The 26661-nt window shown below is 54.2% G+C and carries 19 protein-coding genes, 2 tRNA genes and 1 pseudogene; 13 read left to right on the top strand and 9 right to left on the bottom strand.

The genetic code is table 11. The annotated features are described in order from the left end of the window. Positions 1-244 precede the first annotated feature (244 nt). From GA0061077_RS03300 to GA0061077_RS03270, 7 genes are all read left to right on the top strand, one after another. Entirely contained in the window at positions 245-1525 is a 1281-nt protein-coding gene (locus tag GA0061077_RS03300; protein ID WP_091847447.1) for an HRDC domain-containing protein, read from the top strand. A gap of 49 nt (positions 1526-1574) precedes the next feature. Next, the gene (gene tig / locus GA0061077_RS03295; protein WP_091847446.1) at positions 1575-2954 is read left to right on the top strand and encodes a trigger factor; all 1380 of its coding nucleotides are present in this window, start codon (positions 1575-1577) and stop codon (positions 2952-2954) included. A 303-nt stretch (positions 2955-3257) separates the two neighbouring features. Next, positions 3258-4559 carry a chloride channel protein gene (locus GA0061077_RS03290; protein WP_234696477.1) on the top strand — a complete coding sequence of 434 codons (1302 nt, stop codon included), beginning with the start codon at positions 3258-3260 and terminating at the stop codon, positions 4557-4559. An 83-nt stretch (positions 4560-4642) separates the two neighbouring features. After that, positions 4643-5239, top strand: a complete 597-nt coding sequence (locus GA0061077_RS03285) for an ATP-dependent Clp protease proteolytic subunit (protein WP_183193126.1) — start codon at positions 4643-4645, stop codon at positions 5237-5239. A 2-nt stretch (positions 5240-5241) separates the two neighbouring features. After that, complete coding sequence (locus GA0061077_RS03280) at positions 5242-5913, top strand: ATP-dependent Clp protease proteolytic subunit (RefSeq protein WP_091847444.1); 672 nt, start codon at positions 5242-5244, stop codon at positions 5911-5913. A gap of 156 nt (positions 5914-6069) precedes the next feature. Further along, entirely contained in the window at positions 6070-7494 is a 1425-nt protein-coding gene (gene clpX / locus GA0061077_RS03275; RefSeq protein ID WP_091847443.1) for an ATP-dependent Clp protease ATP-binding subunit ClpX, read from the top strand. Positions 7495-7598: 104 nt separating this feature from the next. Next, a tRNA-Arg gene (locus GA0061077_RS03270) sits at positions 7599-7672 on the top strand. A 673-nt stretch (positions 7673-8345) separates the two neighbouring features. Here the strand turns inward: GA0061077_RS03270 and GA0061077_RS03265 are convergent. Both GA0061077_RS03265 and GA0061077_RS03260 read right to left on the bottom strand, forming a co-directional pair. Further along, the gene (locus GA0061077_RS03265) at positions 8346-8939 is read right to left on the bottom strand and encodes a hypothetical protein (RefSeq protein WP_143249594.1); all 594 of its coding nucleotides are present in this window, start codon (positions 8937-8939) and stop codon (positions 8346-8348) included. Then, complete coding sequence (locus GA0061077_RS03260) at positions 8917-9828, bottom strand: BspA family leucine-rich repeat surface protein (RefSeq protein WP_143249593.1); 912 nt, start codon at positions 9826-9828, stop codon at positions 8917-8919. The genes GA0061077_RS03265 and GA0061077_RS03260 overlap by 23 nt, the downstream gene beginning before the upstream one ends. Positions 9829-10399: 571 nt before the next feature. Here GA0061077_RS03260 and GA0061077_RS03255 point away from each other — a divergent pair. Together GA0061077_RS03255 and GA0061077_RS03250 are read left to right on the top strand one after the other, a co-directional pair. Then, positions 10400-10473, top strand: a tRNA-Arg gene (locus GA0061077_RS03255). Positions 10474-10568: 95 nt separating this feature from the next. Then, the gene (locus GA0061077_RS03250; RefSeq protein WP_375773970.1) at positions 10569-11516 is read left to right on the top strand and encodes an LOG family protein; all 948 of its coding nucleotides are present in this window, start codon (positions 10569-10571) and stop codon (positions 11514-11516) included. A 103-nt stretch (positions 11517-11619) separates the two neighbouring features. Here the strand turns inward: GA0061077_RS03250 and GA0061077_RS03245 are convergent, their stop codons facing one another. From GA0061077_RS03245 to GA0061077_RS03235, 3 genes are all read right to left on the bottom strand, one after another. Further along, positions 11620-12264 (bottom strand): O-methyltransferase, encoded by a 645-nt coding sequence (locus tag GA0061077_RS03245; protein ID WP_091847440.1) that lies wholly within the window; start codon positions 12262-12264, stop codon positions 11620-11622. Positions 12265-12400: 136 nt separating this feature from the next. Further along, positions 12401-13402 carry a succinate dehydrogenase/fumarate reductase iron-sulfur subunit gene (locus tag GA0061077_RS03240; RefSeq protein WP_091847439.1) on the bottom strand — a complete coding sequence of 334 codons (1002 nt, stop codon included), beginning with the start codon at positions 13400-13402 and terminating at the stop codon, positions 12401-12403. An 85-nt stretch (positions 13403-13487) separates the two neighbouring features. Continuing rightward, complete coding sequence (locus GA0061077_RS03235) at positions 13488-15497, bottom strand: FAD-binding protein (protein ID WP_091847438.1); 2010 nt, start codon at positions 15495-15497, stop codon at positions 13488-13490. 93 nt (positions 15498-15590) lie between these two features. On the opposite strand from GA0061077_RS03235, the gene GA0061077_RS03230 reads away from it, so the two are divergent. Further along, entirely contained in the window at positions 15591-15935 is a 345-nt protein-coding gene (locus GA0061077_RS03230) for an MGMT family protein (protein ID WP_183193114.1), read from the top strand. Between the two features lie 550 nt (positions 15936-16485). On the opposite strand, the pseudogene GA0061077_RS07235 reads toward GA0061077_RS03230, so the two are convergent. From GA0061077_RS07235 to GA0061077_RS03210, 4 genes and pseudogenes are all read right to left on the bottom strand, one after another. Further along, a pseudogene (locus GA0061077_RS07235) lies at positions 16486-17223 on the bottom strand (DNA-processing protein DprA); the annotation flags it as partial. Positions 17224-17612: 389 nt separating this feature from the next. Further along, positions 17613-19142 (bottom strand): YifB family Mg chelatase-like AAA ATPase, encoded by a 1530-nt coding sequence (locus GA0061077_RS03220; RefSeq protein WP_091847436.1) that lies wholly within the window; start codon positions 19140-19142, stop codon positions 17613-17615. After that, entirely contained in the window at positions 19142-19630 is a 489-nt protein-coding gene (locus tag GA0061077_RS03215) for a YraN family protein (protein ID WP_091847435.1), read from the bottom strand. The genes GA0061077_RS03220 and GA0061077_RS03215 overlap by 1 nt, the downstream gene beginning before the upstream one ends. 415 nt (positions 19631-20045) lie before the next feature. Beyond that, positions 20046-20921, bottom strand: coding sequence for a pyridoxamine kinase (locus tag GA0061077_RS03210; RefSeq protein ID WP_091847434.1), 876 nt, complete (start codon positions 20919-20921; stop codon positions 20046-20048). Positions 20922-21342: 421 nt separating this feature from the next. On the opposite strand from GA0061077_RS03210, the gene GA0061077_RS03205 reads away from it, so the two are divergent. The 3 genes from GA0061077_RS03205 to GA0061077_RS03195 all read left to right on the top strand — a co-directional run bounded on the left by GA0061077_RS03205 (position 21343) and on the right by GA0061077_RS03195 (position 26604). Beyond that, positions 21343-22665, top strand: a complete 1323-nt coding sequence (locus tag GA0061077_RS03205) for an O-acetylhomoserine aminocarboxypropyltransferase/cysteine synthase family protein (protein WP_091847639.1) — start codon at positions 21343-21345, stop codon at positions 22663-22665. Between the two features lie 323 nt (positions 22666-22988). Beyond that, on the top strand, positions 22989-23879 hold the full coding sequence (locus GA0061077_RS03200; RefSeq protein WP_091847433.1) for an ABC transporter ATP-binding protein: 891 nt from the start codon (positions 22989-22991) through the stop codon (positions 23877-23879). Between the two features lie 34 nt (positions 23880-23913). Continuing rightward, positions 23914-26604: an ABC transporter permease gene (locus tag GA0061077_RS03195; protein WP_091847432.1), complete on the top strand. Its 2691-nt coding sequence runs from the start codon at positions 23914-23916 to the stop codon at positions 26602-26604. The last annotated feature ends 57 nt before the right edge of the window (positions 26605-26661 follow it).

Genomic DNA, 26661 nt, shown 5'->3' with positions numbered 1-26661 from the left:
TGCCAAGTTGGGCGATTCCTATGCAAAGCCATCGGCTTAAGCAGCTGGTTTGATTCGTCCTTGCTGTCGGCCATTGCGCTGTTCTTGACAGTTAATGCGCAACACTGGCGGCGCTGCCCAAGCCTTGCGCTATGGTGGACGCCGGATTGAGGTATGACTATGTTTACTGCAAGGCTGGTTTGCAAGGCTTTGTGGTGCGGACATGGTTGTGCATTGCGTTGGTGGATGGAAGTAGGAGTCCGGTTTGAGCGAGCCACGATTGCAGGCGGAGCCGCGTGAAGGCGTTCCTGGGGTCATCGACACGCTTGATGGGTTCCATGAGGCTTGTGGCAGGCTTGCTGCCGGCAAGGGGTCGCTAGCGGCTGACGCGGAGCGTGCGTCGGGTTATCGATACGGGCATGAGGATTGGTTGGTGCAGTTCAAGCGCACAGGTTCCGGTATCGTTCTTCTTGACCCCATGGCTTTGAATGCCGCCGGTGCCGATTGGGGAGAATTTAGCCGTGCTGTTAGCGATGCAACTTGGATTATCCACGATTCTCTGCAGGACCTTCCGGGATTCATCGATTTGGGCATGACGGTTAGCCGGCTTTTCGATACCGAAGTAGCTGCTAGGCTGTTGGGGCTGAAACGTTTCGGTTTGGCGGCAGTTACCGAGCATTATCTCGGTATCACGCTGGCCAAAGAGCATTCCGCCGTAGACTGGTCCTATCGTCCGTTGCCTCGCGATTGGCGTAATTATGCGGCGCTTGATGTCGAATTGTTGATTGAGCTTGAAGACAAGATGCGCAATGATCTTGACCGAGCCGGAAAAAGCGAATGGGCTGAAGAGGAGTTCGCATATGTCCTTGCTCAAGGAACCGCCCCGCGGCGGGAGCATCCGGTGCCGTGGATGCGCATCTCGCATTTCACGGTTCTCGGTCACGATAGGCAGGGGCAGGCGGTTGCCAAGGCATTGTGGGAGAAACGTGACGAACTGGCTCGTAAATACGATATCGCGCCGACACTCCTACTCAGCGACGCCGCCATTATTGAGGCGGCCCAGAAAAAGCCTCATAATGCTCGAGAGTTTCGCGCCATCCGGATTCTCAACGAGCGTGTGCGTATCCGAATGGGCAATGAACGCGACAAGATGTTTGAGCGTTATGCACCGATTCAGCGTTCTGTTAAGTCAAACGTTTGGAAAAACACCATCCAGAAAGCCTTGGAATTAAAGCCCGATCAATGGCCGGAGCCGGCCGCTCCATGTGCCGAGTCTCAGACCAACGCGCCGCGTTCCATGAAATACTGGGCGAGTCATCATCCCGACAGGTTTGATCGGCTTGGTCAAGTGCGCGACGTTATTGTCCGAATCGGTCACGATACGCACACTCCGCCGGATGTGATAATTAAACCTCAGATCATTCGTAACCTGTGTTGGCAAGACGATGCGACCGAGCTTGACATTCCCGCATTTCTGCGTGAGCAAGGTGCACGAGAATGGCAGATTAAGTTGGTTGCAGAGTCCGTAAGTCGGGTTATCATATAAGGGTTGCCTAAGGGCAGAAGTAGTTGGAATAATCGTCAGGAGCACTAGCGTGAAAATCAGCGTGAGGAATCTCGAGCCCACCAAGGTGAAGCTCACCGTCACCGTCGACCCGGAAGAGTTCGACCCCTATCTTGATCAGGCTCGCAAGGAGATTGCTAAGCAGATCACCATTCCGGGCTTCCGCAAGGGTCACGTCCCCGGCAAGATCGTCGACCAGCGCGTCGGTTTCGGCGCTGTTGCCGGCGAAGCCGTAAACACTGCCGTTCCGGAGCTCTACTCCAAGGCTCTTGAGCAGAAGAAGATCCGCCCGATGGCTCAGCCTGAATTGGATGTCAAGGAACTGCCGACCAGCGCTAGCGACGATACCAAGGTCAAGTTCATTGCCACTGTTGAGCGTCGTCCGGAAATCGAGCTTCCGAAGATCGAGGGAATGACCTTGGAGGTCGCCAAGACCGAGGTCAGCGATGAAGACGTCGACAAGCGTCTCGACAACCTTCGCCAGCGTTTCGGCACCCTCGTTGGTGTTGATCGCCCAGCCAAGAAGGGTGATTTTGCCAATATCGACCTCGACGCGCAGATTGACGGCGAGTCCGTCGATTCCCAGGAAGGTGTGAGCTACGAGCTCGGCAGCGGCAAGCTGCTCGACGGTATCGATGAAGCGCTTGAAGGTCTGTCCGCAGGTGAAGAGACCACCTTCGAAGGCATGCTGGAAAGCGGCGAGCACGAGGGTGAGAAAGCTCAGATCAAGGTCAAGGTCAACAGCGTAAAAACCGAGGAACTGCCGAAGCTTGACGACGACTTTGCTCAGGAAGCTTCCGAGTTCGATACCCTTGATGAGCTCAAGGCGGATATCCGCAAGGCTTGCGAGCGTGACAGCGAAGGTCGCCAGGCCAACGAAGCGCGCGATGTGTTTATCGAAGCTCTGAAGAAGGACATCGAGATTCCGTTGCCTTCCGGTGTGCGTAAGAGCATGATTGAGGATCGTCTCAAGCAGCTCACCGCTGATCCCGACAAGGCTACCGACGAGCAGAAGAAGGAAGCCGAAGAGGCTACAGATAAGGAACTTGAGGACCAGATCGTACTTGATACCTTGGCTGAACAGCTTGATGTCAAGGTTTCGCAGATGGACGTTACCAACTTCCTCACTTCCATCGCCCAACAGTACGGCATGGATCCAAGCGCCTTCATCAATGCCATTGTCCAGAACGGTCAGCTTGGCAGCGCTGTTCAGGAAGTGGGACGTTCGAAGGGTCTTCTTGCCGGTATGCGTGCCGTCAAGTTTACTTGTGAAGGCAAGGACCTTGATCTGACCCCGTTCCTGGGTGAGGATGAAGCTCTTGAGGATGCCGAAGAGAGCGAAAGCATCGAGGCAGCTTCCGCTGCTGCTGCAGTTGCTGACGAGCTTTCCGGTAAGGACAAAGCCGAGTGATTTGCGGATGACGATTTCTGTCGGGGACTGATTTTCGATAGAAGGTCATTTAGGGAGCCGGGGCAAGCCTCGGCTCCCTTTTTCGTTGGCGTGGTGTTTTCAATGATCTTGCACGCTTGGAAGTAAAAGCGGGACCTCTCGTTTTGCGATGCACATTGACTTTGGGTATGTTGACCTAGGGGTATTCAGGAGTCCGTCCGTGCGGTGCCTGCCGGTTCGATCATCCGCGATATCGGTCATGGAGATTAAAGTCAGAGATGAGAGATGTTCCATGCAGGTTGTGGTAGAGAGTCGGAGTTGCTGGTGAAACAGGAAAACAATGACACGCTGAAGCAGTTGGGTGTGAATGTGGCAATCATATTCCTGCTGGGCGGTGTCGTCGGCATAAGCTCCGGTTTACTGGGTCTGATGCTCGGCGGTGTCGAGAAGTTGATGCTGGGCTATGTTGAGGGTCCTGCAAATCCCGGTCCCTATCAGGTTGCGTCATGGCGCAGGATTGTCTCGGTGGTCGGAGGATCTGTGTTCGCAGCATTGGTATGGTGGCTGCTGCGCACCAAAACCACCAAAGTCCCCTCGGTTAAGCAGGCGGTATCGGGAGAGCAAATGCCGCTATGGCAGACCGCTGCCCACGTTCTGCTTCAGATCATTATCGTTGGTTCTGGTTCATCCATTGGTCGTGAAGTGGCGCCTCGTGAGTTTGGTGCGATGTTGGGCCAGCGGTTTTCGCAATTCGTTCATGCGATTGATGAAAAGCAACGTACCACTGTTGTGGCGGTATCGGCTGCCGCAGGTCTCGCTGGCGTTTACAATGCGCCACTCGCCGGTACTTTTTTTGCGCTTGAAATTCTGCTTTGTGATATCAGTGTCGAAACCGTCATTCTGGCGCTCGGCACGTCGTCGGTATCGGCTTATGTTGCTTCCTCTATTCGTGAGCATGGTACGTTTTATGGCATGGAAGCCATGGGTGGATCTGTAACGCCCTCTTGGACTTTAATGGTGTTCGCTGTTATTGTTGGCGTGACCTGCGGCATCGCAGGACTGCTGTTTCGCAAAGGCTCGCAATGGGCAGAGAGCAGCAAACCCAAGAAAGCCGGCATTCTGTGGATGATGCCGTTGACCGCTTTGGTGACTGGCATCGTGGCGATTTGGCTGCCCCAGGTTATGGGCAATGGACGTTCCATGGCACAGTACGCCTTTTCGGTCACTTCAGAACAGGCTGCGGCCGTGGTGCCGATGCTGTTGGCCCTATTGGTGTCCAAAGCTGTGCTCACGCTGGCTACCATCCGCTCCGGTGCATCCGGTGGTGTTTTGCAGCCCGGTATTGCCATAGGTGCCGTACTGGGTGCGCTGCTTGGCATCCTGTGGCTTGTTTGTAGTCCCAGTGACACGATTGCATCATGCGCGCTCGTAGGTGCTTCCGCGTTGCTAGCGGCATCGCAGCAGGCTCCGCTCATGGCGATGTGCCTGGTCATGGAACTGACGAGGGCTCCAATGGAGTTCTTTGTTCCGGTCGCTGTTGGCGTAGCCGTGTCGACGTTAATTTCCAAGGGGTTTGGCGGGTTTCTTTCTCGTTCTGAGCGCAAAAAAGAAAGCGCTGTCGTATAAGTCGCGGTACTATGTCTTAAACGATAATAAAACGTGAATATCAAGGAGATATGGTGGCAGGATTACTGACATCTACGCCGTCGATGGATGAAGGGGAGGATTCTGTCCCCTCCATGACGGATCCGATTTTCAATAGATTGCTTAAAGAACGTATCATCTGGCTTGGCGATGAGGTCAAGGACCAGAACGCCAACGTCATTTGCGCCCAGATGTTGATGCTTGCAGCCCAAGATCCAAAGAAAGATATCTGGCTGTATATCAATTCGCCTGGTGGTTCCATCACCGCGGGTATGGCCATTTACGATACCATGCAGCTGATTGAACCTGATGTCGCCACGGTTGCTGTGGGCATGGCGGCCTCCATGGGCCAGTTCCTGCTTTCCAGTGGCACAAAGGGCAAGCGGTTTGCCACTTCCCATGCCCGAATTTTGATGCACCAGCCTTCCGGTGGCATTGGCGGCACTGCCACTGACGTGCGTATCAATGCCGAGCTGATCATGGATATGAAGAAGACCCTTTCGCAACTGACCGCCGAGCAGACCGGTCACACCGTTGAAGAGATCTATCGTGACAATGAGTACGATCATTGGTTCACGGCGCAGCAGGCGCTGGAGTATGGTTTCTTCGACAAGATCGTGACCACGCCGGGCACCATGAGTGCAACGAAGGACGGGGAGTGAACATGGCAAGTGAAGAAGCGAAGTTTGTAGCACGAGCCGAGCGTCTCGCCGGTGCACGAGGTGTAGCCGGATTTGTGCCGCAGAATCGGTATGTCATGCCCCAGTTCAGCGAGAAGACACCGTATGGCATGAAGACGCAGGATGCATACAGCCGCCTGTTTGAGGACAGGATCATCTTCATGGGCGTGCAGGTGGACGATACCTCCGCCGACGACATCATGGCTCAGCTTCTCGTACTGGAGAGCCAGGACCCGAACCGCGACGTAATGATGTACATCAACTCTCCCGGTGGATCAATGACCGCCATGACTGCCATCTATGACACGATGCAATACATCAAGCCCGATGTACAGACCGTCTGTCTCGGCCAGGCAGCTTCAGCTGCGGCAGTCATTCTTGCTGCCGGTACGAAGGGCAAGCGTCTGATGCTCCCTAACGCTCGTGTGCTCATCCACCAGCCTGCCATCGACCAAGGCTTCGGTAAAGCAACCGAAATCGAGATTCAGGCCAAGGAAATGCTGCGTATGCGCGAATGGCTCGAAGAAACGCTTTCCAAGCATACCGGCCAGCCGGAGGAGCGTGTTCGTAAGGATATTGAGGTCGATACCTTCCTGACGGCTCAAGAATCCAAGGATTATGGCATGGTTGACGAGGTGCTCGCCAACCGCAAGTAAACATGCGGCCGTCGTACTCTGATAGTCCGGCAACAGGCGAGATACCCCTTGCGTTCGCGCGTAAGGGGTATCGTCGTACTTGGGATGAACATGAACCTGGCGGGGAAACCCGAACCGGGTCGGGATGTAATGTGCTCGAAGCGGTAAGGAGAAGGCATGGGCGACGTGGTGGATTATAACGATTCCTCTCCACGCTGCGGATTCTGCGGGAAAAGTGAACGCCAGGTCCGCAAACTGGTTACCGGTCAGGGTGCAGCAATATGCGACGAATGCATTGCCCAATGCGTCGACCTGATTAATGATGAAAACGACGAAGATGTGAAAATCGATGCGCTGAACCTGCCTAAACCCTCTGAGATTTACGCTTATCTGAACCAATACGTGGTGGGGCAGCCGCAGGCCAAGCGTACTCTTTCCGTGGCCGTTTACAACCATTACAAGCGCGTCAACATGGAGCGAGACGGAGGCGGGCGCGTTACTGGGGCCGGAATGGGTAAAGCGGCAGCGACGTCCGAAACGGCACACAAATCTGTTGCCGGCAACGGTAAGCGCAGTGGGGGCCCTTCTGCAACGGGGGGCAAGGACCCGTTGGCTGACGTCCAGGTGGCCAAATCCAATATTCTGTTGCTTGGGCCGACAGGTGTCGGGAAAACCTATCTTGCTCAAACGCTGGCCCGTGTGATGAACGTACCATTCGTTATCGTTGATGCAACCACGTTGACTGAAGCCGGATATATCGGCGATGATGTTGAAAGTGTGTTGCAGCGTTTGCTGCAGGCCGCTGATGGGGATGTGGATCGTGCCCAGCATGGCATCGTCTATATCGATGAAATCGATAAGATAGCTCGCAAAAGCGGGGAAAGCACCTCGATCACCCGCGATGTGAGTGGTGAGGGCGTCCAGCAAGCCCTATTGAAGATTCTTGAAGGCACCATCGCTTCTGTGCCGCTCGAAGGCGAGGGGACACGCAAACATCGTGACCAGAACACCGTTAAGATGGATACGAGAGACATTCTATTCATTTGTGGTGGGGCGTTCGTCGGTCTTGAATCCATTGTGCGCAAGCGTCTTGGTGCGCAGGAAAGCGGTTTTACCGCAACGTTGCGGGCACACGATCAGCCCGTTGCCGAGCTGCTGCGCAAGGTAGCTGCCGACGATCTCGCTGATTTTGGCCTTTTGCCGGAATTCATTGGTCGACTTCCTGTGGTCAGCGTGCTCGATGAGCTCACTGAGCAGGATTTAAGAGACATTCTTGTACGGCCCGCCAATGCGCTCATTAAGCAATATTGTAAGTTGTTTGCCGTCGATGGGGTCAAACTTTCCTTCACCGAAGAGGCTGTCGAGGCTATCGCCGCGAAGGCCATCAACGAGGGAATCGGTGCGCGCGGGTTGCGCTCAATCATCGAAAAGACGTTGGAAGAAACCATGTTCCAACTGCCGGAAATGAGTGATGTTCGACAGGTTATCGTTGATGCCTCAGCCGTTAATGGCGAAGGCGTTCCGAAGATGGTGGTTTCGACTGCTATGTCGTCCCGTTCATCTCGTCGAATCGAAAAGCGTGCAATTGAACAACGGGGATGAGATGGCTCGTTGTCGGGAATATTCATGTGCGACACGGCATGTTTGCGTGAATTGATGAGATGGGCTATAGTGGATGAGTTGCTAAAAACAAAGATTTTAACACTGCGCGCGTAGCCCAATGGATTAGAGCAGCTGACTACGGATCAGCAGGTTGCAGGTTCGAATCCTGTCGCGCGCACTTCACCCTTGGGAATTTAGCTCCTGAGGGGTTTTGTTACTTCAAACAAATCACACGTGCGTTTCTTGTCGTATGGAACTTACCGTATAGATTTGTGACATCGGCCAAAATCATGTCTAACGGTTCCGATCTTCACGGTACAGGTTAAAACAAAAGATACTGGCCACGAATGTGTGTCCGATGGTCTTGGCGCATGGTTGCTCTGGTATGGGTGCGGGAATTCGTCCCGGTCGATACCCGATTGCCTCCAAGTTTCATGTCGCGGTTCTCGGGGCTTTTGATGAGGGAATATTGGTCTGCGAGGGAATCTTGCGATTTGTTTATGGGTTCAGTCTCGACGGATGGTGTGCTTGCGTCGTGCGTAGTATTGGAGGGGGACTTCGGTGACAAGGGCCAGTGCGGCTGTGGTGCCAAGTGCGATTGCCCATGTTCGTTGGCTGGAATTTCCGGTCTCGGGTAGGTTGACCATCGCCGGTAGGAGTTGCACGTTAAAGGCTTGGCTTTGGTTGGCTGTGTTGTTGTATCAGGCGGGGTGGTGTCCGTCGGCTCCATCTCCGTCTGCTTGGTCCCATATGATTACGGTGGCGTTCTGGCTGCCGTCCAGTATGATGCCTGCAGGTGCATCGACGATGAAGAGCCGCCAGTGCCGCTGGTGATGGTCGTGGTGGTGCCGTCAGACCATGTGACGGTGATCTTGTCTCCGGCCTCCGGCGGGTGCGCTGACACTATCGTAGGCGCGTACGGTTCCCTGTATGGTCTGTCTGACACCCGTGCCGCTGAACGCGGTGCGTCCGCCGAGATGCAGTCCGGGTGCAGCGGGGGCGATGGTGTCGATGGTGAATCGTGCGCGTGTGGACTCAGCGCTTTGGTTGAGTCCGTTGTTGAGTCTGCTGGTCAGCCACAGGCTTACACTTTGGTCGGCGTTGATGGTACGGCCATGAAGGCTGGTGTATGGGTTGGTACTGCTGGTCCAGCTGCCGGTCCACGGGGCGGTAGGAACGCTATCGGGTGCTCCGTTCGTACTGGTGGTACCGGGGGTTCCTCCGGCTTGTACCGTGTAGGGGGTCGTGGTGAAAGTGTCTCCGAGCGCGGTACCTCCGGGCATGGTACCTTTGATTTCCACGCTGCCGTCGGTTTTGGGCGTGATCTTGCTGATGACGCGAGTCACTGGTTCCCACACTGGGTAGAGGACGATATTGTTGTCCGCTACACGCACGTAGGGGATAGCGTACCAGATGATTCCGTTATTCTGTGTAGTGAATGGCACAAATGGTACGTTGCTGGTCAGTGGGTAGGTGGTGCCGGTGCCGTTTGCTGTGGTGTGGCGATAGCCTGGTTTGGTGGTATCCGTGCATACGGGTTGGCCGGACACAGTTCCGGTCCGACATTGTGGTGCCAAGGGTACCGCCTCCGGCGTCGTAACGGACGTTCTGGTTCGAATACAACCATGTGGGTGTGGTCGTGGTGATGGTGGATGAGGTAGCTCCGATTATCTTCTGTGTTCCGGTTGTGTCCGAGTATGCTGGCGCCGATAGTGAAGAGTTGTTAACCCAGCTTGTGAATGCCTGATGTAGGTTGATGGTATTTGGGTTGATTTTGATTTTTTGAAGTATGGGACATCCTTCCAACATGCTTCGCATGTCGGTTACTTGTCTGGTGGTCCATCCGTTTCCGCTGATGTCCAAGAACTCCAAACTCCGGTCCTGTTGGAACATGGAAAGCGTCGTGCTGAACTTGCCGGTGTTCCACTGTTCGATACCGATGATTGATTTCAGCGAGGTACAGACGCTGAACAGGTCTTGCGTGTTAGTGACGTTGCTGGTGTTCCGTTTGTTGTCCCTCGGGGTCACGTCCAATTGCGTAAGATTCACGCAACCGGTGAACATCCAGAGAAGGCTTGTGGCATTGTGGGTATCGAGGTTGCGCACGTCCGCTGAACGTAGATTGGACATGCGGCAGAATAGGCCGTAGCTGCTGTTGGTGTCGAGGGTGACGGGATCGGCGGGGTTGTCGTCCACCACCAACTTCGTTATGCTGTCGCTATTCTGGTACCATGGGGCATTCATCCAGTCGTATGGGCCTGTGCCGTGGTTGGGTATGGTGCCTGAGACGAGTTCGAGGACACAGTCGTCGCCGTCTACATGCTCGTTCCACACGAGTGAGCCTCCGTAAGGACCGTATCCCGTGTGTGTACCGGGGTCTCCGCGAGTGGCTATCTGGGGCCAATGTCATTCGTGCCGTTACGTGAATCGCTGCCTTCGGAGGGCGAATCTTGGGAAGGGGAATCTTGGATGGTGGGACTCACTGGACTACCGTCAGTCTCTGCAAGGGCAGAGGGTGCGAATGCGCAGAATAAAATGGTAGCATCATAGCTTTGTATGTGATGGTCCTGTGGCGTGTCCCTTTCATGGCCACTCCCTTGGATCTCCGCGTGAACTCCGGCAATTGGGCCATCGCGAGCAAATGTATTACATGGTAAGAATAACGTAGCCACCGCACAAAATGTAATGCATTTACATGTCAGGCAGTAAACGGTTTGGGGAAGCAATGAAATGCGACACCTACTTTGGAGGGGTTGGCATGGAAGACGACGACGGATCGAAGATACTGAAACATGTACTAGTTATGGTGTCGGAAAGTTCGCTGTCGGTGAAGACTCGCTGGAGTGGCGCAATCGCGTGACGTCGTGTATCCTAGTCACGTTGCCAAAATTGTTTTGACAATGCTGCGCGCGTAGCCCAATGGATTAGAGCAGCTGACTACGGATCAGCAGGTTGCAGGTTCGAATCCTGTCGCGCGCACAGAATGCATCCGCGGTAGATAGTACTCCGCGGATTTTTTGTTTTTGCTTGTCATGCGGGGAGGAGCATCCCCAGTGATGCAGACAGGAGGCGCAATGGTGGTCAATAAGGAAGCTCATCAGTATCAGGCCGGAGCAAGTGGTAACGAGTTGGTTGATTCGAATCGCTCGACGGATGTGAATGATTGTGCTGCAGATACAAGTCAGTGGGAGACGCATCGAAGTGGATCTGTGCTGATGCGTGGGTCGATGATTCCCGAGCAGACGCCGGACCATGCCTTGCTTTCCGCTGCTGATGCCAGTTGCCGTATACTTGCGACAAGCACCGCTCGCATGAACGGTGAGAATCAGGAAGCCGTTCAAAGTTCTTATGGTTCGAGAGACGCCGACCATCCCATATCGGTGCGCGACGTCAAGGATTGGCGTCATAGTGACCCTTGGCGGGTGCTGCGTATTCAGTCGGAGTTTGTAGAAGGATTTGATGCGCTTGCGGATTTGGGGGCTTCGTTGTGTGTGTTTGGCTCGGCTCGGATAAAACAGGACAAGCCTGAATATCGTCAGGCGATGCGGATGGGTCAATTGGCGGCACAGAACGGCGTCACTGTCATCACAGGTGGCGGACCTGGCATCATGGAGGCCGCAAACCGTGGGGCTGCCGAGGCTGGCGGTGTTTCGGTGGGCTTGGGCATTGAATTGCCGCACGAGGACGGGTTGAATCAGTGGGTCAATCTCGGAATGAATTTCCGTTACTTCTTTGTGCGTAAGATGATGTTTGTCAAATATTCGTCGGCTCTTATTGTTTGTCCGGGCGGTTTCGGCACGCTTGACGAGATGTTCGAGATTCTTACTCTTGTGCAGACTGGCAAAACATCGCCCAAACCAGTGGTCTTATTCGATACCGTCTACTGGAAGGGGCTGTTTGACTGGGCTCGTGGACCCATGCTTGAGCGAGGTCTAATAGATGAGAATGACCTGAAAAAGGTGCATTTTACCGATGACCCCGAGGAAGCGGTGCGGTTTGCAATCGACGGGATGAATCGATGAAGTCGGCAAGGGTGTTGTTCTGCAGGAATGTATCGTTGTCTGCCTAAACAGCACAATACCCGTCACTGGAGTGACTTGTTGCGCAGAGAAGCCAGAACGACAATCAGCGTTTGGCTGCTATAAGCATGCCTGTTCCGGTCGGTGTCAGCACCTGCTCAAAACGCTCATCTTCCTCAACGTCCGTCAGTAGTGTGTTCATGGCGTTGGGCTTGTCAGAATCTTGAGATGCCACTCCTAACATGTCGGTGAAGATGATGCGTCCGCCGGTCTTCAGCAGATTTGCAGCCTGTTCGAACGATGGTGCATAGTTGGACGTGACTCCTGAGACGACGATCAGGTCATAGGTGCCTGCGTTCAGACGGGGCAGAAAAACCGCGGGGGAGGTGTTGACGGCACGCAGGGTAGTTTTGTTGTCCGCTGTGTCTGAGATTTCGGCAAAGAAGTTGCGTATCATGGTGATCCCTCGCGCCGATGAATCGACAGCTGTCAGTTGTCCTGCGCCGTGCAGGCCTTCGACCAGTTGCATCGTGTCGATAAGTGCACCTGTGCCCACGTTGATAATCGATGTGGCGTTCAAAGTGTGGGTAATAAAGTTCAGGAGTTGAGCCTGAGCCGCGGAACCTTGCGGCAGTCCGGCTTCCTCGGCGTCCGTGCGTGCTTTGCGCAAGGTTTCGCTTTCAAGCTCCGAAGCATGGGCTTCGGCGTATTGCCACACCTTAGCCATGTTTGTGTATGATGGTTTGTCCATGATTTCGCTCCACAATTTGTTGTACGGATGCTGCCGGTTACTGGTCTTTATAATACGGCAACAATTGCCAAAACCCAATGAGGGAGTCACTGTATCGCATACGACAGCGATGAGCTGAAGAATTTGTCGTTATGGGCTAGACCTGATGACTTTTGACCTGTTCCGTGAGCTGCCACATCTCCTCGCCGACATCGATGCCGCGGGGGCATTTACGACTGCAGGCACGAACGGATTGGCAGGCGATGATTCCATCGTCGGTGGCGATTGCTTCAAGTCGTTCCCCGGTGAGCCGGTCACGTGAGTCGTTGACGAAACGCGATGTTGCAACCAATGCGGCAGGACCAACGAATGCCTCGCCTCCGGCATAGACAGGGCAGCTCCCCTCGCATATGCCACAGGATATGCAGTTGCTCAGAAGCTCGTAGCGTTTAAGCTCTTCGGGGTGCTGTAGGTATTCGAACATGTCGATTTTGCCATCGCTGGTTTTGGCCAGTTTGCCGTCGGCTTCTAGGTGGGGCTGGAGTCTGGCGATTTGTTCCATCATTCGGTCGATGTCCACGATAAGGTCGCGCAGTACGGGGAATCCGGGCAGTGGGGCAACTTCGATGATGGTGGGTAAGTGCGACTCGATTCGGTTTACATCGCCTGCTTGTTCGGTGTTGCCGACTTGGGATGCGCTTGAGTTGTCTGAAATCGCAGTGCCGGTGATATTGCCTGTATGTCGGAAACCTTCGTCTACGTTTCCGGCATTGCTGGGTTGAACCTGGGACTTTGCGTAGTCCTCGACTTTGGCGGTGCACAGCAGCGTGGGGGTTCCGTTGATCGACACAGCATCTGATCCGCAAACGCCATGGCCGCACGAATACCGGAAAGCCAGTGTGGGGTCGTAGTCGCGTTTGATGGAGAGCAGGCAATCAAGCACGGTCTGTCCGGAGCGTGGCTGGATAGTGTAGTCCTGGGTGAAACGATTACCTTTGATGCCGCGCTGCGGGTGTGAAGAAGCGAACGGATTGCTGTTTCGGGATTTGTTCCCGAACGGGCTTGATGGACGACGACGGGTTCGTTTCGTTTCCGGTTTAGGAGTAAACCGGTGGATTCGTAGAATTACCGTTGTGTCCTGTGCTATATCATCGCTCATCGTCGTTGCCCTCATTGCTTGTGTTGTTGCAAGTCTGCCATAAACCGTGCCCAGTTGGGTTAATTGTTCACCGCCTAAAGTTCTATCAGTATGCGCGTGACTGCGGCGGCATATCGATGATATGGACGGGTTGCCATGTCACGTCTGCTGTTTCGTCGGTCATAGAATGGCTCAGGAAGTGTTGGTCGTCGCGCTGGGGGAAGTCGGTACGGGTGAATGCGCCGCGCGATTCGTGTCTTGCAGCTGAGGCTTTGAGTACCGCCTGGGCCAGTTCGATGAGGTTTTCGGCTTCGAATATCGCGGTCAGCTCTTGATTGAAAGTCGGAGCCTCGGAGTGACTGTGCAGTGCTTGAACACGAGGTACCAGTTCATTAACAATGGTTTGTTGTGCGTTGGCGATCGTTTCGGCGTCGCACCGCACCGCAACTGCACGTTCTATCGTTATGCCGAGATCGGCCAACAGATGATAGGGGTTGTCGTCGTTACTGTTTTCTGATTGAGTGGTATTGACCGGTGACCTTGGGGTAGTTTTCTGCTTGGTTGCGGCCTGATGAGTGGGTGAGGTCGTGCTGTCGGTAGCGTCGGTCTGATTTTTGTCGAGACTGATGTTGTTTGCTTGTTCTGCTGCGTTGTGTGTGTGTGAGGATTGTTGCAGCAACAGCTGGATGTGACGCTTGCGTTCATTCACCTTCACTTCCAAGGGGTTGTATGCTTGTGTTTCCTCGACGGTGGCGGTGTCCGGCATCAGGTCTTCTGAGGAGTCGTCCGGGTTCAGATGCCGCGCAATTGCCTCGCCCGCCCTTGTACCGAACAGGCACGCATCAAGCAGGCTGTTGCCTCCCAATCGATTTGCACCGTGAACACTCACGCAGGAGCATTCTCCGGCGGCATAAAGACCGTTGATGACATGGCGTTCTGTGTCGATCCAACGGTAAACTTCACCTTCTGTCGTAATGGGCAAGCCGCCCATGGTGTAGTGCGCTGTGGGTTTGATGGGTATCCAATCCTTGCTGGGGTCAAGGCCAGCGTAATCGCGTATGGTCTCCACCACTTGAGGCAGCACTTCCTGCATGTGATCCTGATCGATGCCTGTCATGTCCAACCACACGCAATCCTTGGGGCCGTCCGGATCCTTAGGGTCCGCTATTCCGTGTCCTGCATCGACTTCGGCCATGATTGAGCGGCTGACCACATCACGTGCCGCCAGATCTTTGTGTTCTGGCGCATAACGTTCCATGAATGCCTCGCCGTCTGCGTTGCGCAGAATTCCGCCCTCGCCTCTTGATGCCTCGGAGAGCAGGATGCCGGTGTGTGCCAGGCCTGTGGGGTGGAATTGCACGAATTCACAGTCTTCAAGTTGGAGTCCGGCCTTAAGTCCCAATGCCATGCCGTCACCGGTCAGATCCCATGAGTTCGAAGTTGTGCGGAACAGGCGTCCGGCGCCACCGGTGGCCAGAAGAACATTTCGCGCGGCAATCCCATGGGTTTTCCCAGTGTGGGTATCGAAGGCGACAACGCCGCAAGCTGTTTCTTTCTTGTCGTCAAGCACCAAATCGGTGACATACCATTCTTCGGCGAACTGCACTCTGGCACCGATGCATTGCTGCCATAGTGTGTAAAGAATCTGATGCCCGATGCGGTCGGCTGCATATGCTGTTCGCTTCACCGGACCTTTGCCGTAATCCTTGGTATGTCCGCCAAACTTGCGCTGGGCGATATGGCCGTCCTGAGTGCGTGAGAATGCGACGCCTCGACGTTCCAGATTGACGACGGTCTGCGGAGCGTATTGGGCAAGTATTGCGGCGGCGTCCTGATCGGATAGCCAGTCGCCGCCCTTGACAGTGTCGAAATAATGCCAGCGCCAATTGTCCGGCTCAATGTTGCCCAGACTTGCCGCGATGCCGCCCTCTGCGGAACCGGTGTGCGAGCGCAACGCCTGTAGCTTCGAGATGACCAGCAGCTTGGGATTGTTGCCAGAAGCTTTCATCTCTTTGGCTTCATCGGACTGCAATATCCCTAATGCAGCAGATAATCCGGCGGCACCGGCACCGATGATTACGGCGTCATACATCTTTTCAACATGCTCTGGACTCATACTCCCGATTATGTCACAAGGTCGGCAAGAGTAGATGCAGGAGATGGTTGTCGCTCTTGTCGTCTGCGCAGAGTGTCGAGTACCATTAAAGGCATGGCTGGAGTATTCAACACACGGGTGTATGAGGTAGTCAGGCGCATACCAAAAGGCAAAGTGGCAACATACGGTCAAGTGGCGGCGCTCGCGGGCAACCCACGCAATGCACGGTTCGTCGGTTATGCTTTGCATTCGAATCCCGAGCCCGGGGTGATTCCTTGTCATCGTGTCGTTTTCCGTGATGGGTCATTGGCTCCGGGATTTGCATTCGGTGGACCTGATCGTCAGCGGGCTCTGCTTGAGGATGAAGGTGTGTCATTTGTACCTCCCGCCGCTGATCGAGAGAACACCGGATCTGAGGGATGGCTGGTAGATTTGCAGCGTTGCCAATGGCAGGAGTGAAACAGTCGGGAATGGGTGCATTTTCGGTGCTGCCTGATGCATTTTTATTATGCCTTGTCATTGATGGGTTTCATGTTCATCGCCGTTAAATGTGGCAATCTTTGGGCTCAGATCTCATTTCGTTAGTATTTCCCTGTCGGTGTTTTCTGTGACAGGTTGCCGCTGTGATGCGGATCGTGCCGTATTTGGGTTCTATGAATCCAAGCAGCTCCATCTCGCCCAATTCGCTTTCCAGTCTGACGACATCCCATGGTTCGGGAGGTGTTCTGTCGGTGTTGCAAGCCTTGGATGCTTGCTTGTTGCCGGTTTGATGAGGTGTGTTGAGTGTGGCGAGAATGGCTTCATGTGTGGCGGTGACGCCTTTTTTGCTGCAGCTGCGTATCGCAGTAAGTATTTCCTTTTGCGAGCTGGTTGGTCTAGTCGCAGGAATTGAGGGTTCGTCATGTCGTTCAGTCGGATTCGTGCCAATAGATGCGCACTGGGGGGAATGCCCTTGATGGCAGATTTCTTCGATGTTGTGTGCGGATGTGAGAATGCCGGCCCGATGGTCACGGATAAGCCGGTTGCATCCCGTGTTGCTGGGAATGTTGATGTCTCCGGGAGCGGCATAAATTTCACGGCCTAGTTCAGCTCCCCAATTGGCGGTGTTCAGGGCACCGGATCTGCTGCGTGCTTGGGCCACAACGACGGTTGAAGCGATGGCCGCGATGATGCGGTTGCGCAGTAGAAACCTTCTGGCTTCAGGAATGGTATCTGGACACAGTTCGCTGATCAGCGCCCCCTTGCCTGAGATGATTCTATTGAACAGGGAACGGTTGCGTTCTGGGCCGATATGATTCAGACCTCCGGCGAATACCGCTATTGTCCTGCCGCTTTCGGATTCACCAATGTTATCCATTGCTTCCAATGCACCTGCGTGAACTGCGGCATCGATGCCGAATGCGCCACCCGAAACCACAAGATGCCCTTGTTCGGCTGCTTTTTTGGACAATGTTTTGGCAACGTAGCGGCCATAATCGCTGGCGCCTCGTGATCCAACAATCGCAAGTGGTTCGGAGCAGCTCACCAACGCGGACGCGTCGCCAATACCCCACAGACACAATGGTGTGGCCCAGTCTTTTCTAATGGAGAGATCATTAAGGTGAGTGGGCCAGTAGGGGCTAAAGGGTCCAATGATCCATTGTGTACCATCCGCACTAAGCCATCTTCTGAGTGCATCTGCATCGTTTGACGGCAGCTGGCTGAGTCGTTTCCGCCAGTGTTGCAGTCTGAGGTGAAACGAATTCATACCACGCGAATCAACTTTGCGTCCCCATCGTGCCGTTCCGGTGGCGAAAGCTTCATCGAGCCGACGATTGCTCGCGCTCGATGGAGATTGCGCGATGAGGTGCAATGCGGTAGCGGCATCGCCTGCTCCCTTGATTGTGGCGAATAGCAGTGCGTCTGCGTTGTCGATACAGAAGGTAAGCACGGCTCGTGCGAGCGTTTCATCGTCGATTGTCGTTGGGGTTTTCTGCTCCTGAGTTGGTGCAGCAACGGACTGCTGCTGCGATGATACTGTTTGATGCGACTCGATCAGAGACGATGCGTTTTGAGAAGAGGTGGATGCCTGGATGTGTGTCCCAATATTCGTTGGGCAATGGGACAATGTATCTATTGATATCTCTTCCTTCATGTCTATTCCCTTGTTCGTAAGGCGATTCCCTGCATCATTTCGCCACGGCCAGGTGAGGTCTTGCCGCTTAGATCTGCCAATGTCCATGCCAATCGCAGTGTTCTGTCTGCTCCACGCAGACTCAGACGTCCATGTTCGAGGGCTTGATCGATGAGAGCAAGTGCGGCTTTGGAGGTGTTTGCCCGTAGCCAGGTTCCTGAAGCTTGCGCGTTGCAAGTCCAGTGACTCTCAGTGAAACGCTCTTGCGCCGTACGTCTAGCGGTTTCTACTGTTTTTCGCATCTGCGCGCTTGTAATCTGTTTTTCGGAATTCTGAACCGTGAGACGTTCCACCGGCGGTACCTCCACCTGGATGTCGATGCGATCGAGAATAGGTCCGGAAAGTCTTGAAAAATAACGTATGCGATCCTTCTCCTTGCATGTGCAACGTGAACCGTCGCCATAGCCAAAACCGCAGGGGCAGGGATTTGCCGCCATGATGAGCTGGAAATTGGCCGGATAATATGTCGTTCCTTTTGAACGCGACAGTGCCACATACCCTGATTCCAGCGGTTCTCGCAATGTTTGCAGTGTACGTGGCGAGAATTCGGGTGCCTCGTCCATGAACAGGACACCGCGATGTGCTCGTGTAATGGCTCCTGGGACGGCAATGCCTGACCCTCCTCCCACCAGTGCAGCGGTGGAGGAGGTGTGATGCGGTGCTTCGAATGGCGGAATGTCGGTGATGCCATAATTTGGCAGTGTTCCGCATAGCGAGCGGATAGAAGCCACTTCAAGCTGCTCCTGCTCGTCGAGTGGGGACATGATGCCGGGCATGCGTGAGGCAAGCATTGTCTTGCCGGATCCCGGTGGTCCGGTCATCAACAAGTGATGACCGCCTGCGGCGGCCACTTCGAGTGCCCATTTGGTGCGTTCCTGACCAATGACCTCGGCCATGTCACCCAACGTCGGTGCAAGACCGGCTTTATCGTCGGCTGTTTGACCGGAGACGAGACCGGATCGATTGATTCGATATTTGGCGTCGCCGCCCATCAGTTCGATGAGCTCACCGAGGTGTCGTATTCCTGTAACATTGAGTCCTTCAACCAGCTGAGCTTCCTCCAGATTTTGCTGCGGCACGATGGTGCGCTCAATGCCGTGTTTGCGTGCATAGAGCGCTATGGGAAGCACGCCGGTTACGGGCAGCACTGAACCGTCCAGATTAAGCTCGCCGAGCACCACGGTATTTTCAAGGCAATTATGCGTAATGACGTTGGCCGCACTCAACACGGACACAGCGATGGCGGTATCGTGCGATGATCCGCGCTTGGGAAGGGATGCAGGGGAGAGGTTGACGGTTACTCTCGTCTCTGGCCAACTGAATCCACTGGCTTGACATGCCGATTTGACGCGCTCGCGCGCCTCGCTTAATGAGGCGTCCGGCAGTCCGATGATAGAAAAATACGGCAGCCCTGGCGAGATAAAGGCCTGCATTTGGATTGCGTTCGCTTTCAGGCCGACTAGGCCCACAGACATCGCCGTTCCGATGGGCATCAGAACGCCCCCGGTATGTGCTGGACCTTTGGCGTATTTCCTTCAAGGTGAATGGACATGGCATCGAAACGAATGCCGGTTCGATAAACGGATTTTCCTGGCCCTGCAAGCCATAAGGTTGCGGCATGACGCAGATGAGCCTGCTTATGGGAAGTGATGGCCTCCTGTGGGGTTCCGAAGCGCCGTGCTCGCCGTGTCTTGACCTCGACGAACACGACAATATGTTCGTCGGTGATCATGATGATGTCTAGCTCGCCGAACCGTGTTTTCCAGTTCCTCGCCAGAACTTGCCATCCTAGTTTTCCGAGCCAAGCGGCGGCATATTGCTCACCGACTGCTCCGAGCTGCTTGTTTGACAGGGCTGGTGCGGTGAGCTTCTGTTCAAGCTGTGCAAGTGAGTTTTCCTCGGTATCTTCACTTGGTTCCACGCTGGCCTTGGTGTTGTAGTGCTTTGTGAGTTGTTGTACTGATGCAATGTTGTTATCCATGAACCCGAGTCAATCATGATTCATGTTTTCAGCGTGACAAAAACCGGTGCTGTGGTCGAACGCTTGTCATTTTGGGGATAACTTGGTCACAGCTTACTGGAATTGTGGATGAGGTGGTGCATTGTTCCTCACCGAGGTTCATAAGTCGAACTCTTGCGGTGTGCGGCAAGTGTGTTTTGTTACATCAGATACCGAAGTGGAACGGAAGGGTCTTTTTGGGAGGGGAGCCGTGTGAAAGAAACGTTCTGGCGTGTAGCGGCAGATGCGGAGCGTTTATCGCGCTTCGATATGCCGCTGAGTGCAGCATAAGTTGCCGTTGCACGGTGCTAATTGACAGGGTTTTGTCGTGCAACTGCTTATTGTATCCAGCTTATGCTGGACGGCGGCATATCGAAGATGATGACACTTGGAAATATCAGCCCACGAGTCCGGTCAACTCATCGAGATTAAGTTCAAAACTGACTCCACGGCGCTTGAAATCGGGCTGGTTGCATGTTGACTCCATAGAATGACGAACAAATTCACCGGCCACTTGAGCTGATTCTGCCAGCGTTTTGCCGGTCATTACCGCGCCGCATAGTGCCGAGGCAAAGGCATCACCGGTACCGTGAATCATATAAGGAAGCTTGCTGTGCGCCAGCTCAACTCGGGCCGAAGCTCCCGCTGCGGCGCTGCCTACGTAGTTGCGCAACTTTTCGTCATTGCGATCAATGCCCTTGAGTACGACGTTTTTCGCGCCCAAATCAAGCAGCGCCTCGATCCATTCGGTCACCTCGTCATCGCTCAGGTTCTGTCCGGGGTAGTCTCGTTCGGTAAGGATGGCGGCTTCGGTGAGATTGGGCATCAGTATGTCGGCATCCTTGGCCAGGGTTTTGACCGCATCACACATTTCCTGCGAATATGTGGGGTACATCTCCCCACCGTCGCCCATCACGGGGTCGACGAGCCGCAGGGCCTTCGGATATTCGCGATACATGCGTTTGATGGTGTCGACCTGCTCGGCCGATCCAAGGAAGCCGGAGTATATGCCATCCAAATCCACCCCGATGCTCTGCCATGCATCGAGATATCCGGAAAGCATATTCGTCGTGTCGTGGAACGTGTATTCGGGGAACTTCGTGTGTGCGCTGAACAGTGCCGTGGGCACCGGGCACACATCGCAGCCGCACGCCGAAAGAATCGGAATTGCCGCACTCAACGAACATTTGCCGTAGCCGCACATGTCGTGCACTGCTGCAACGCGCGGAATATAGTTGGGATCACGCTGGTAGAGCGTTGTATTTTCTTGCATTTCATGACCTTTCAGAAAGTCTATGAATAATATTGGCGTCCGTCGGCGGGCAGGTTGTCCGTCGCGTCGCTCCCATCGACTCTAGACCCGGCGGCGGAAACATGCATCAATTCGTCCGCGGATTAGTGGGAATTACTGCTTGACGGGGGCTTATTGCTTTGCGCATCCTCGGTGTGTGAACCTGTTGCTTTTGATCGATTTCATCCGTGCTTGGCGTCCTTCGAATTGGGGGTGTTGTTTTGTTCTTGAACGACCGCTGTCTGAAACCAAATGTTCCGCCGTGAAAATGTCGAGAAAATTGAGTCCTTCAACCAGCTATAGATTTCTGGGATAGCGTTGCCCTTGCTGGAAGCCATTGCTCTGGTTTACGCTCGAAATCAAGCAGTAGCGTATGCAACATTCCATCCATGAAGGAGATGCCATGAGCGTTGAAGACACAGCGAAAAACTATCATTTTGAAACCTTGCAGCTGCATGTGGGGCAGGAGGAAGCAGATCCTGCCACCGATGCCAGGGCCGTGCCGATTTATGCGACCACCAGTTATGTTTTCCATGATTTCGATCATGCCGAAGCGCGCTTCTCTCTCAACGATCCGGGTAATATTTACGGGCGTCTGACCAACTCCACAGAGGATGTATTCGAAAGACGTATCGCTGCACTGGAAGGAGGCACTGCGGCGCTCGCTTTGGCAAGTGGCGCAGCAGCTGTCGAAGCGGCTTTGCGAAATATCACGCAGACTGGAGATCACATCGTTTCTTCTTCGCATATCTATGGTGGTACTTTCAACCTGTTGCGCCACACCTTCCCTCGTGACGGTGTCACCACCACTTTCGTCGATCCTGCTGATCCGGAAAACTTCGAAGACGCCATCCAAGAAAACACAAAGCTCATTTATTTTGAAACCTTCGGTAATCCTAATGCGGACCTTGTCGATTTTGAGGCCATTGCCGAGCTTGCTCATGCCCATAACCTGCCGGTTTTCGTGGACAACACCTTCGCCACCCCGTATCTGTTCCGTCCCCTCGAGCATGGTGCCGATATCGTGATCGAGTCCGCAACCAAGTTCATCGGTGGGCACGGAACAACGCTTGGTGGTGTCGTTGTGGAAGGCGGTAACTTTGACTGGGCTGCGGTACCGGGCAAATTCCCGACCTTAACCGAGCCGGATCCCTCCTACCACGGTATGAATTTTTACGAGGCCCTTGGCGGCACCGCTTTCGTCACCCGTGCACGTGCCATCCTGCTGCGTGATACCGGCGCCTGCATCAGTCCTTTCGCGGCCTGGCTGCTGCTGCAGGGAACCGAGACGCTGTCACTGCGCGTCGAGCGTCATGTCCAGAATGCGTTGAAGGTAGTCGAATATCTGCAAACCGTGCCTGAGGTTGAGTCCGTCTCGCATCCTTCGATCCCGAGCCGACCTGATCATGGCCTCTACGGGCGGTATTTCCCTAACGGCGCCGGTTCGATTTTCACCTTCGAAATCAAGGGTGGCAAGGATGCTGCACGAGTGTTCGTCGATAATTTGCAACTGTTCAGCCTGCTCGCCAACGTTGCGGATGTGAAAAGCCTGGTGGTGCATCCTGCATCCACTACTCACTCTCAGGAAACCGCTGAGGAATTGGATAGCCAAGGCATTCACCCTGGCACCATCCGTCTGTCGATAGGTACCGAATTCATCGATGATATTCTTGCCGATCTTGAGCATGGATTCGAAGCCGTGCGCGCTTCAGGTTTGGCGCAGTAAGGGCGGTTTCATCAGGTTCTGAGGCTGTTGCATAACTATGCGAATCATGGTTATGCAACAGCCTTTCTGTATTGTGGCGAACGGTTTTCGCTTGGCAATAGCCGTCTCGACATGCGAAGTCGACGAGAAACGGGAACACAACCAATTGCTGCATCTCTGCGTCCGTGCTGCGTTGGTGCATCATCCTCAAGGATGAGGGATGGGTTTCTTGTGTTTGGTTGGATTCAGGAAGAATTCATTCTTCGGCACGATGGGATCGAATGCCGAGATTCTTTAGAATTTGTCCCATTAGTACGCCATGAGACGAAGGTAAAGGAGCTCTTATGAACCTCGGCAACACCAATGAAGCCAATGAGCTGGGCAATGGCAATCCTATCTCTGCAGATGCGAGCGGTACGGCAACACGGCAAAGGAAATTCGCCGTTGAAGCCATCGATCTGGTCAAGGACTACGGAAAGGGCGAAAACGTTGTTCATGCGTTGCGTGGTGTCAATGTGGGCTTCGAGCGAGGTAAGTTCACTGCGATCATGGGTCCTTCCGGTTCCGGCAAATCCACCATGATGCATACGCTCGCCGGTCTTGATTCCGTCACCAGCGGGCGCGTGGTCATGGGCTGGCAGGATCTGACCAAGATGAATGACAATCAGCTGACAATGCTGCGTCGTAAGGAGGTCGGTTTTGTCTTCCAAAGCTTCAACCTCTTACCGATGTTCACGGCCGAACAAAACATTCTCATGCCGTTGACGCTTGCCGGTGGCAAGGTCGATAAGAAGTGGTTCGATACGTTGACTGAAATTCTGGGTCTTACCAATCGACTGAAGCATCGTCCTAACGAACTTTCCGGTGGGCAGCAGCAGCGTGTGGCCATTGCCCGTGCGCTGATTGCCAAACCCCAAGTGGTTTTCGCCGATGAGCCGACCGGTAATCTCGATTCTGTTTCCAGTGCCGAGGTTCTCGGTTTCCTCCAGCGTTCCGTCCGTGAGTTCGGGCAAAGCGTTGTCATGGTCACGCATGATGCCGTGGCTGCTTCCTATGCCGACCGTGCCATCGTTTTTGCGGACGGCCGCATCGTGGCTGACGAACAGCATCCCACTGCCGAACGAATGAGCGATTTGCTGATGAAAGAAAGCGAACGTGCCGCTCGGCAAGGCGTGATTCCCACGATGAGCCAACTCATGGACGGCATGGCCGGAACCGGGCAAGACGCACGTTGACCCGTCGTGAAACTTCGATCAAAAGGAACCAAAGATGTTCTCGGTAACACTCAAACTTGTGAAAAAGAGTGGGAAAATACTCATCCCCGCAGGTATCGCCATTCTCATTGGCACCGCATTCATCGCAGCCACCTTCCTGTTCGGCAATTCGATTGATAATGCATTGCGTTCTCAAGTGACTGCAACATTGATGCAAGCGGATTATGTCGTAATGCCGAAAGATGCGGACAAAAGCAGTACGTTGTCCAGCTCGTCCGGCGATGAAAGCGTCACTGTGTCATCGAACGGCGACGACGCTTCCAAAGTTGAGGAAAACCCGTCCGATGTAAGACATTTCAAATTCGATCAAGTCAGCAGAGTGGATGGCGTAAGCGCAACACAGGTGATGATTGATGGAAACGGAACCGTTAAAAGAAATGACGATTCGGCAAGAACCGTTTTTGGGTTGGGTTCATCGGATAAAAAGCTGCAGGCTGTTCAAATCTCAAAAGGGCATTCGCCTCTGAATGATAACGAGGTTGCGGTTCCGATGAAAATGGCCGACAGGCTTCACTTGCAGATTGGGGACACCGTCACGCTCGGCTTGGATATGTCCGGTTCGGGCGACACGGATGAGCACGGGGTGAAAGTGGTGGGCCTGACCAGTGATGCTTACGGCGAGTACTCCATGTACGGGGGCGTGACCTTGGTTGCTCCGCAAGTGTATACGAAACTCTGTGGGGCGCCCTCGTTCGCGGATATCCCGATCAGCGGGTTGCTGTTCGACGTTGATTCCAACAAGGACGAAGAGGCTGTAAAACAGGTCAAGGCGATTCTGGGCAAGGACATGAATGTTGAAAGGCGTGACCAAATCGCTGAGAAGAAATTGAAGGACATGGCCGGTACCGACAGTTCGCCGGTCAAGACGTTCCTTATGGTCTTCGGTGTCCTCTCTCTGTTTGTCGCCGCTTTGGTTATTGCCAATACGTTCCGAGTCATGATCGCCCAGCGGCGTCGTACGCTTGCCCTGTTGCGCACCATCGGCGCAAAGAAGGGGCAGCTCTACTGCTCTGTTCTCTTCGAAGCGGGTGTGTTGGGGCTTATCGCTTCGTCCCTCGGCATCTTAGTGGCTTCAGGTTTGATGGGTGCATTCAGCCAGTTTGGTCCCGCATTGGGGTACGCGGGTCCTCCGATGAAACTCATTGTCACTTGGCAGGTTGTGGTGATTCCGCTTGTCTTCGGTGTCGTGATGACGGTGCTCGCTTCGCTCGGCTCCGCTCGCAGCGCGACGGCTGTCACTCCTCTTGAAGCGCTACGTCCGTTGGAGATTACGCAAACTCGTAAAGCTGGCACAATACGTGCGGTACTTGGTGTGTTGATGATTGTTTTCGGTGTCGTCTGCTGTGGATTCGGTGCCAGTCGTATCCCTTCGATTGTTGCAGATAAGGCGAGCGCTGGAAGCGAGAGTTCGTATTATCCGGCCTTGCTTTCAGCAATGGCTGGTTGTGCGCTGATCTTCATTGGCTTAACCGTAACCGCCGCATTTTGGCTTCCTCTGCTGATGCATGGTATCGGCGCGTTGACGGCTCTCGTTGGTCCATCAGCTAAAATCGCCAATGCGAATATCCAAAAGAATCCGCGGCGCATTGCCTCTACAGGTGTTGCGTTGATGATCGGTGTCACCCTGGTTTCGACCATTGCCACTGGTGCTGCCTGTGGCAAGAAAACGATAGATACTGCACTCGATTCGCATTATGGCATTGACATGCTTGCCGAAGGCCGCGGCCTTTCCCGGAGCAAGGCGGAAAGGGTCTCCAAGGTCAGCGGTATTTCAGATACGCTTTATCTGCCGACCGTAACGGCTCATATCAAACAGAACAACGGTAAGAATGACCTGCCTGTACTGTTGGTTGGCGTCAAGAACAAGGATTCCGTGCAAAAGGTTATGCGTGCCGATATCTCCTCAGGTACCATTGCTCCGGACACGGTACTGATTCCACGCTATGACGAGCGCAGTGGCCATAAGCTCAGTTTTGCCAACAACATCGTCAGTTTCTCCGGCATCGGTGCGAACGGTGGTGTTGAGTTGCCTGCAATGAAGACAACTCAGGTCGATTATCGCAATCTCACCACTGCGTATTCCATGGTTGCTTTCGTCGATGAGTCGACGTTGGCCGCCAACAACATCACCGCCAACGGTCATGTTCTTTTCATGAAATTTGATGACAACCCTGAGAGTCTGAATGACGTCTTCGAAGGTGTCGAGAATGTTTTGGACACCGGGGACGATATCAATATCACGGGGCCTGGCGCGCAACGTGTGGTTTACAACATGATCATCGACGTCATTATGAAGATGGTGATTGCTCTGCTGGCCGTATCCGTGCTTATTGCGCTGATTGGTGTTGTCAACACACTGAGTTTGTCGGTGATTGAGCGCACCCGTGAATCGGCCACCTTGCGGGCCATCGGTATGACGCGTGGACAGCTCAAACGCTCCCTGGCGTGCGAGGCGTTGCTGATTGCACTGGTTTCCGGCTTGATTGGTGTTGTGCTGGGCACGGTGTTTGGCTGGTTTGGCTCCTATATGGTGTTCAGTCTCTTTGGCGATGTGGTGTATATCTTCGATTGGAAGTTCAACGGTGCGGTGCTGCTCATCGCGGCGCTCGCGGCGTGGGCTTCCAGTGTGATTCCGGCCCGCCGTGCGGTAAAGACTCCTCCTGTGGAGGCGCTGGCCGAAGCCTAGACTCGGTGTGCGGCGAGGAACCGTTAAACACGGTGTGACGACAATCCGCTTGTCTCT

This window comes from Bifidobacterium commune, from assembly GCF_900094885.1.
Lineage (GTDB): Bacteria > Actinomycetota > Actinomycetes > Actinomycetales > Bifidobacteriaceae > Bifidobacterium > Bifidobacterium commune.
This window is presented reverse-complemented; position numbering and strand designations above follow the sequence as displayed.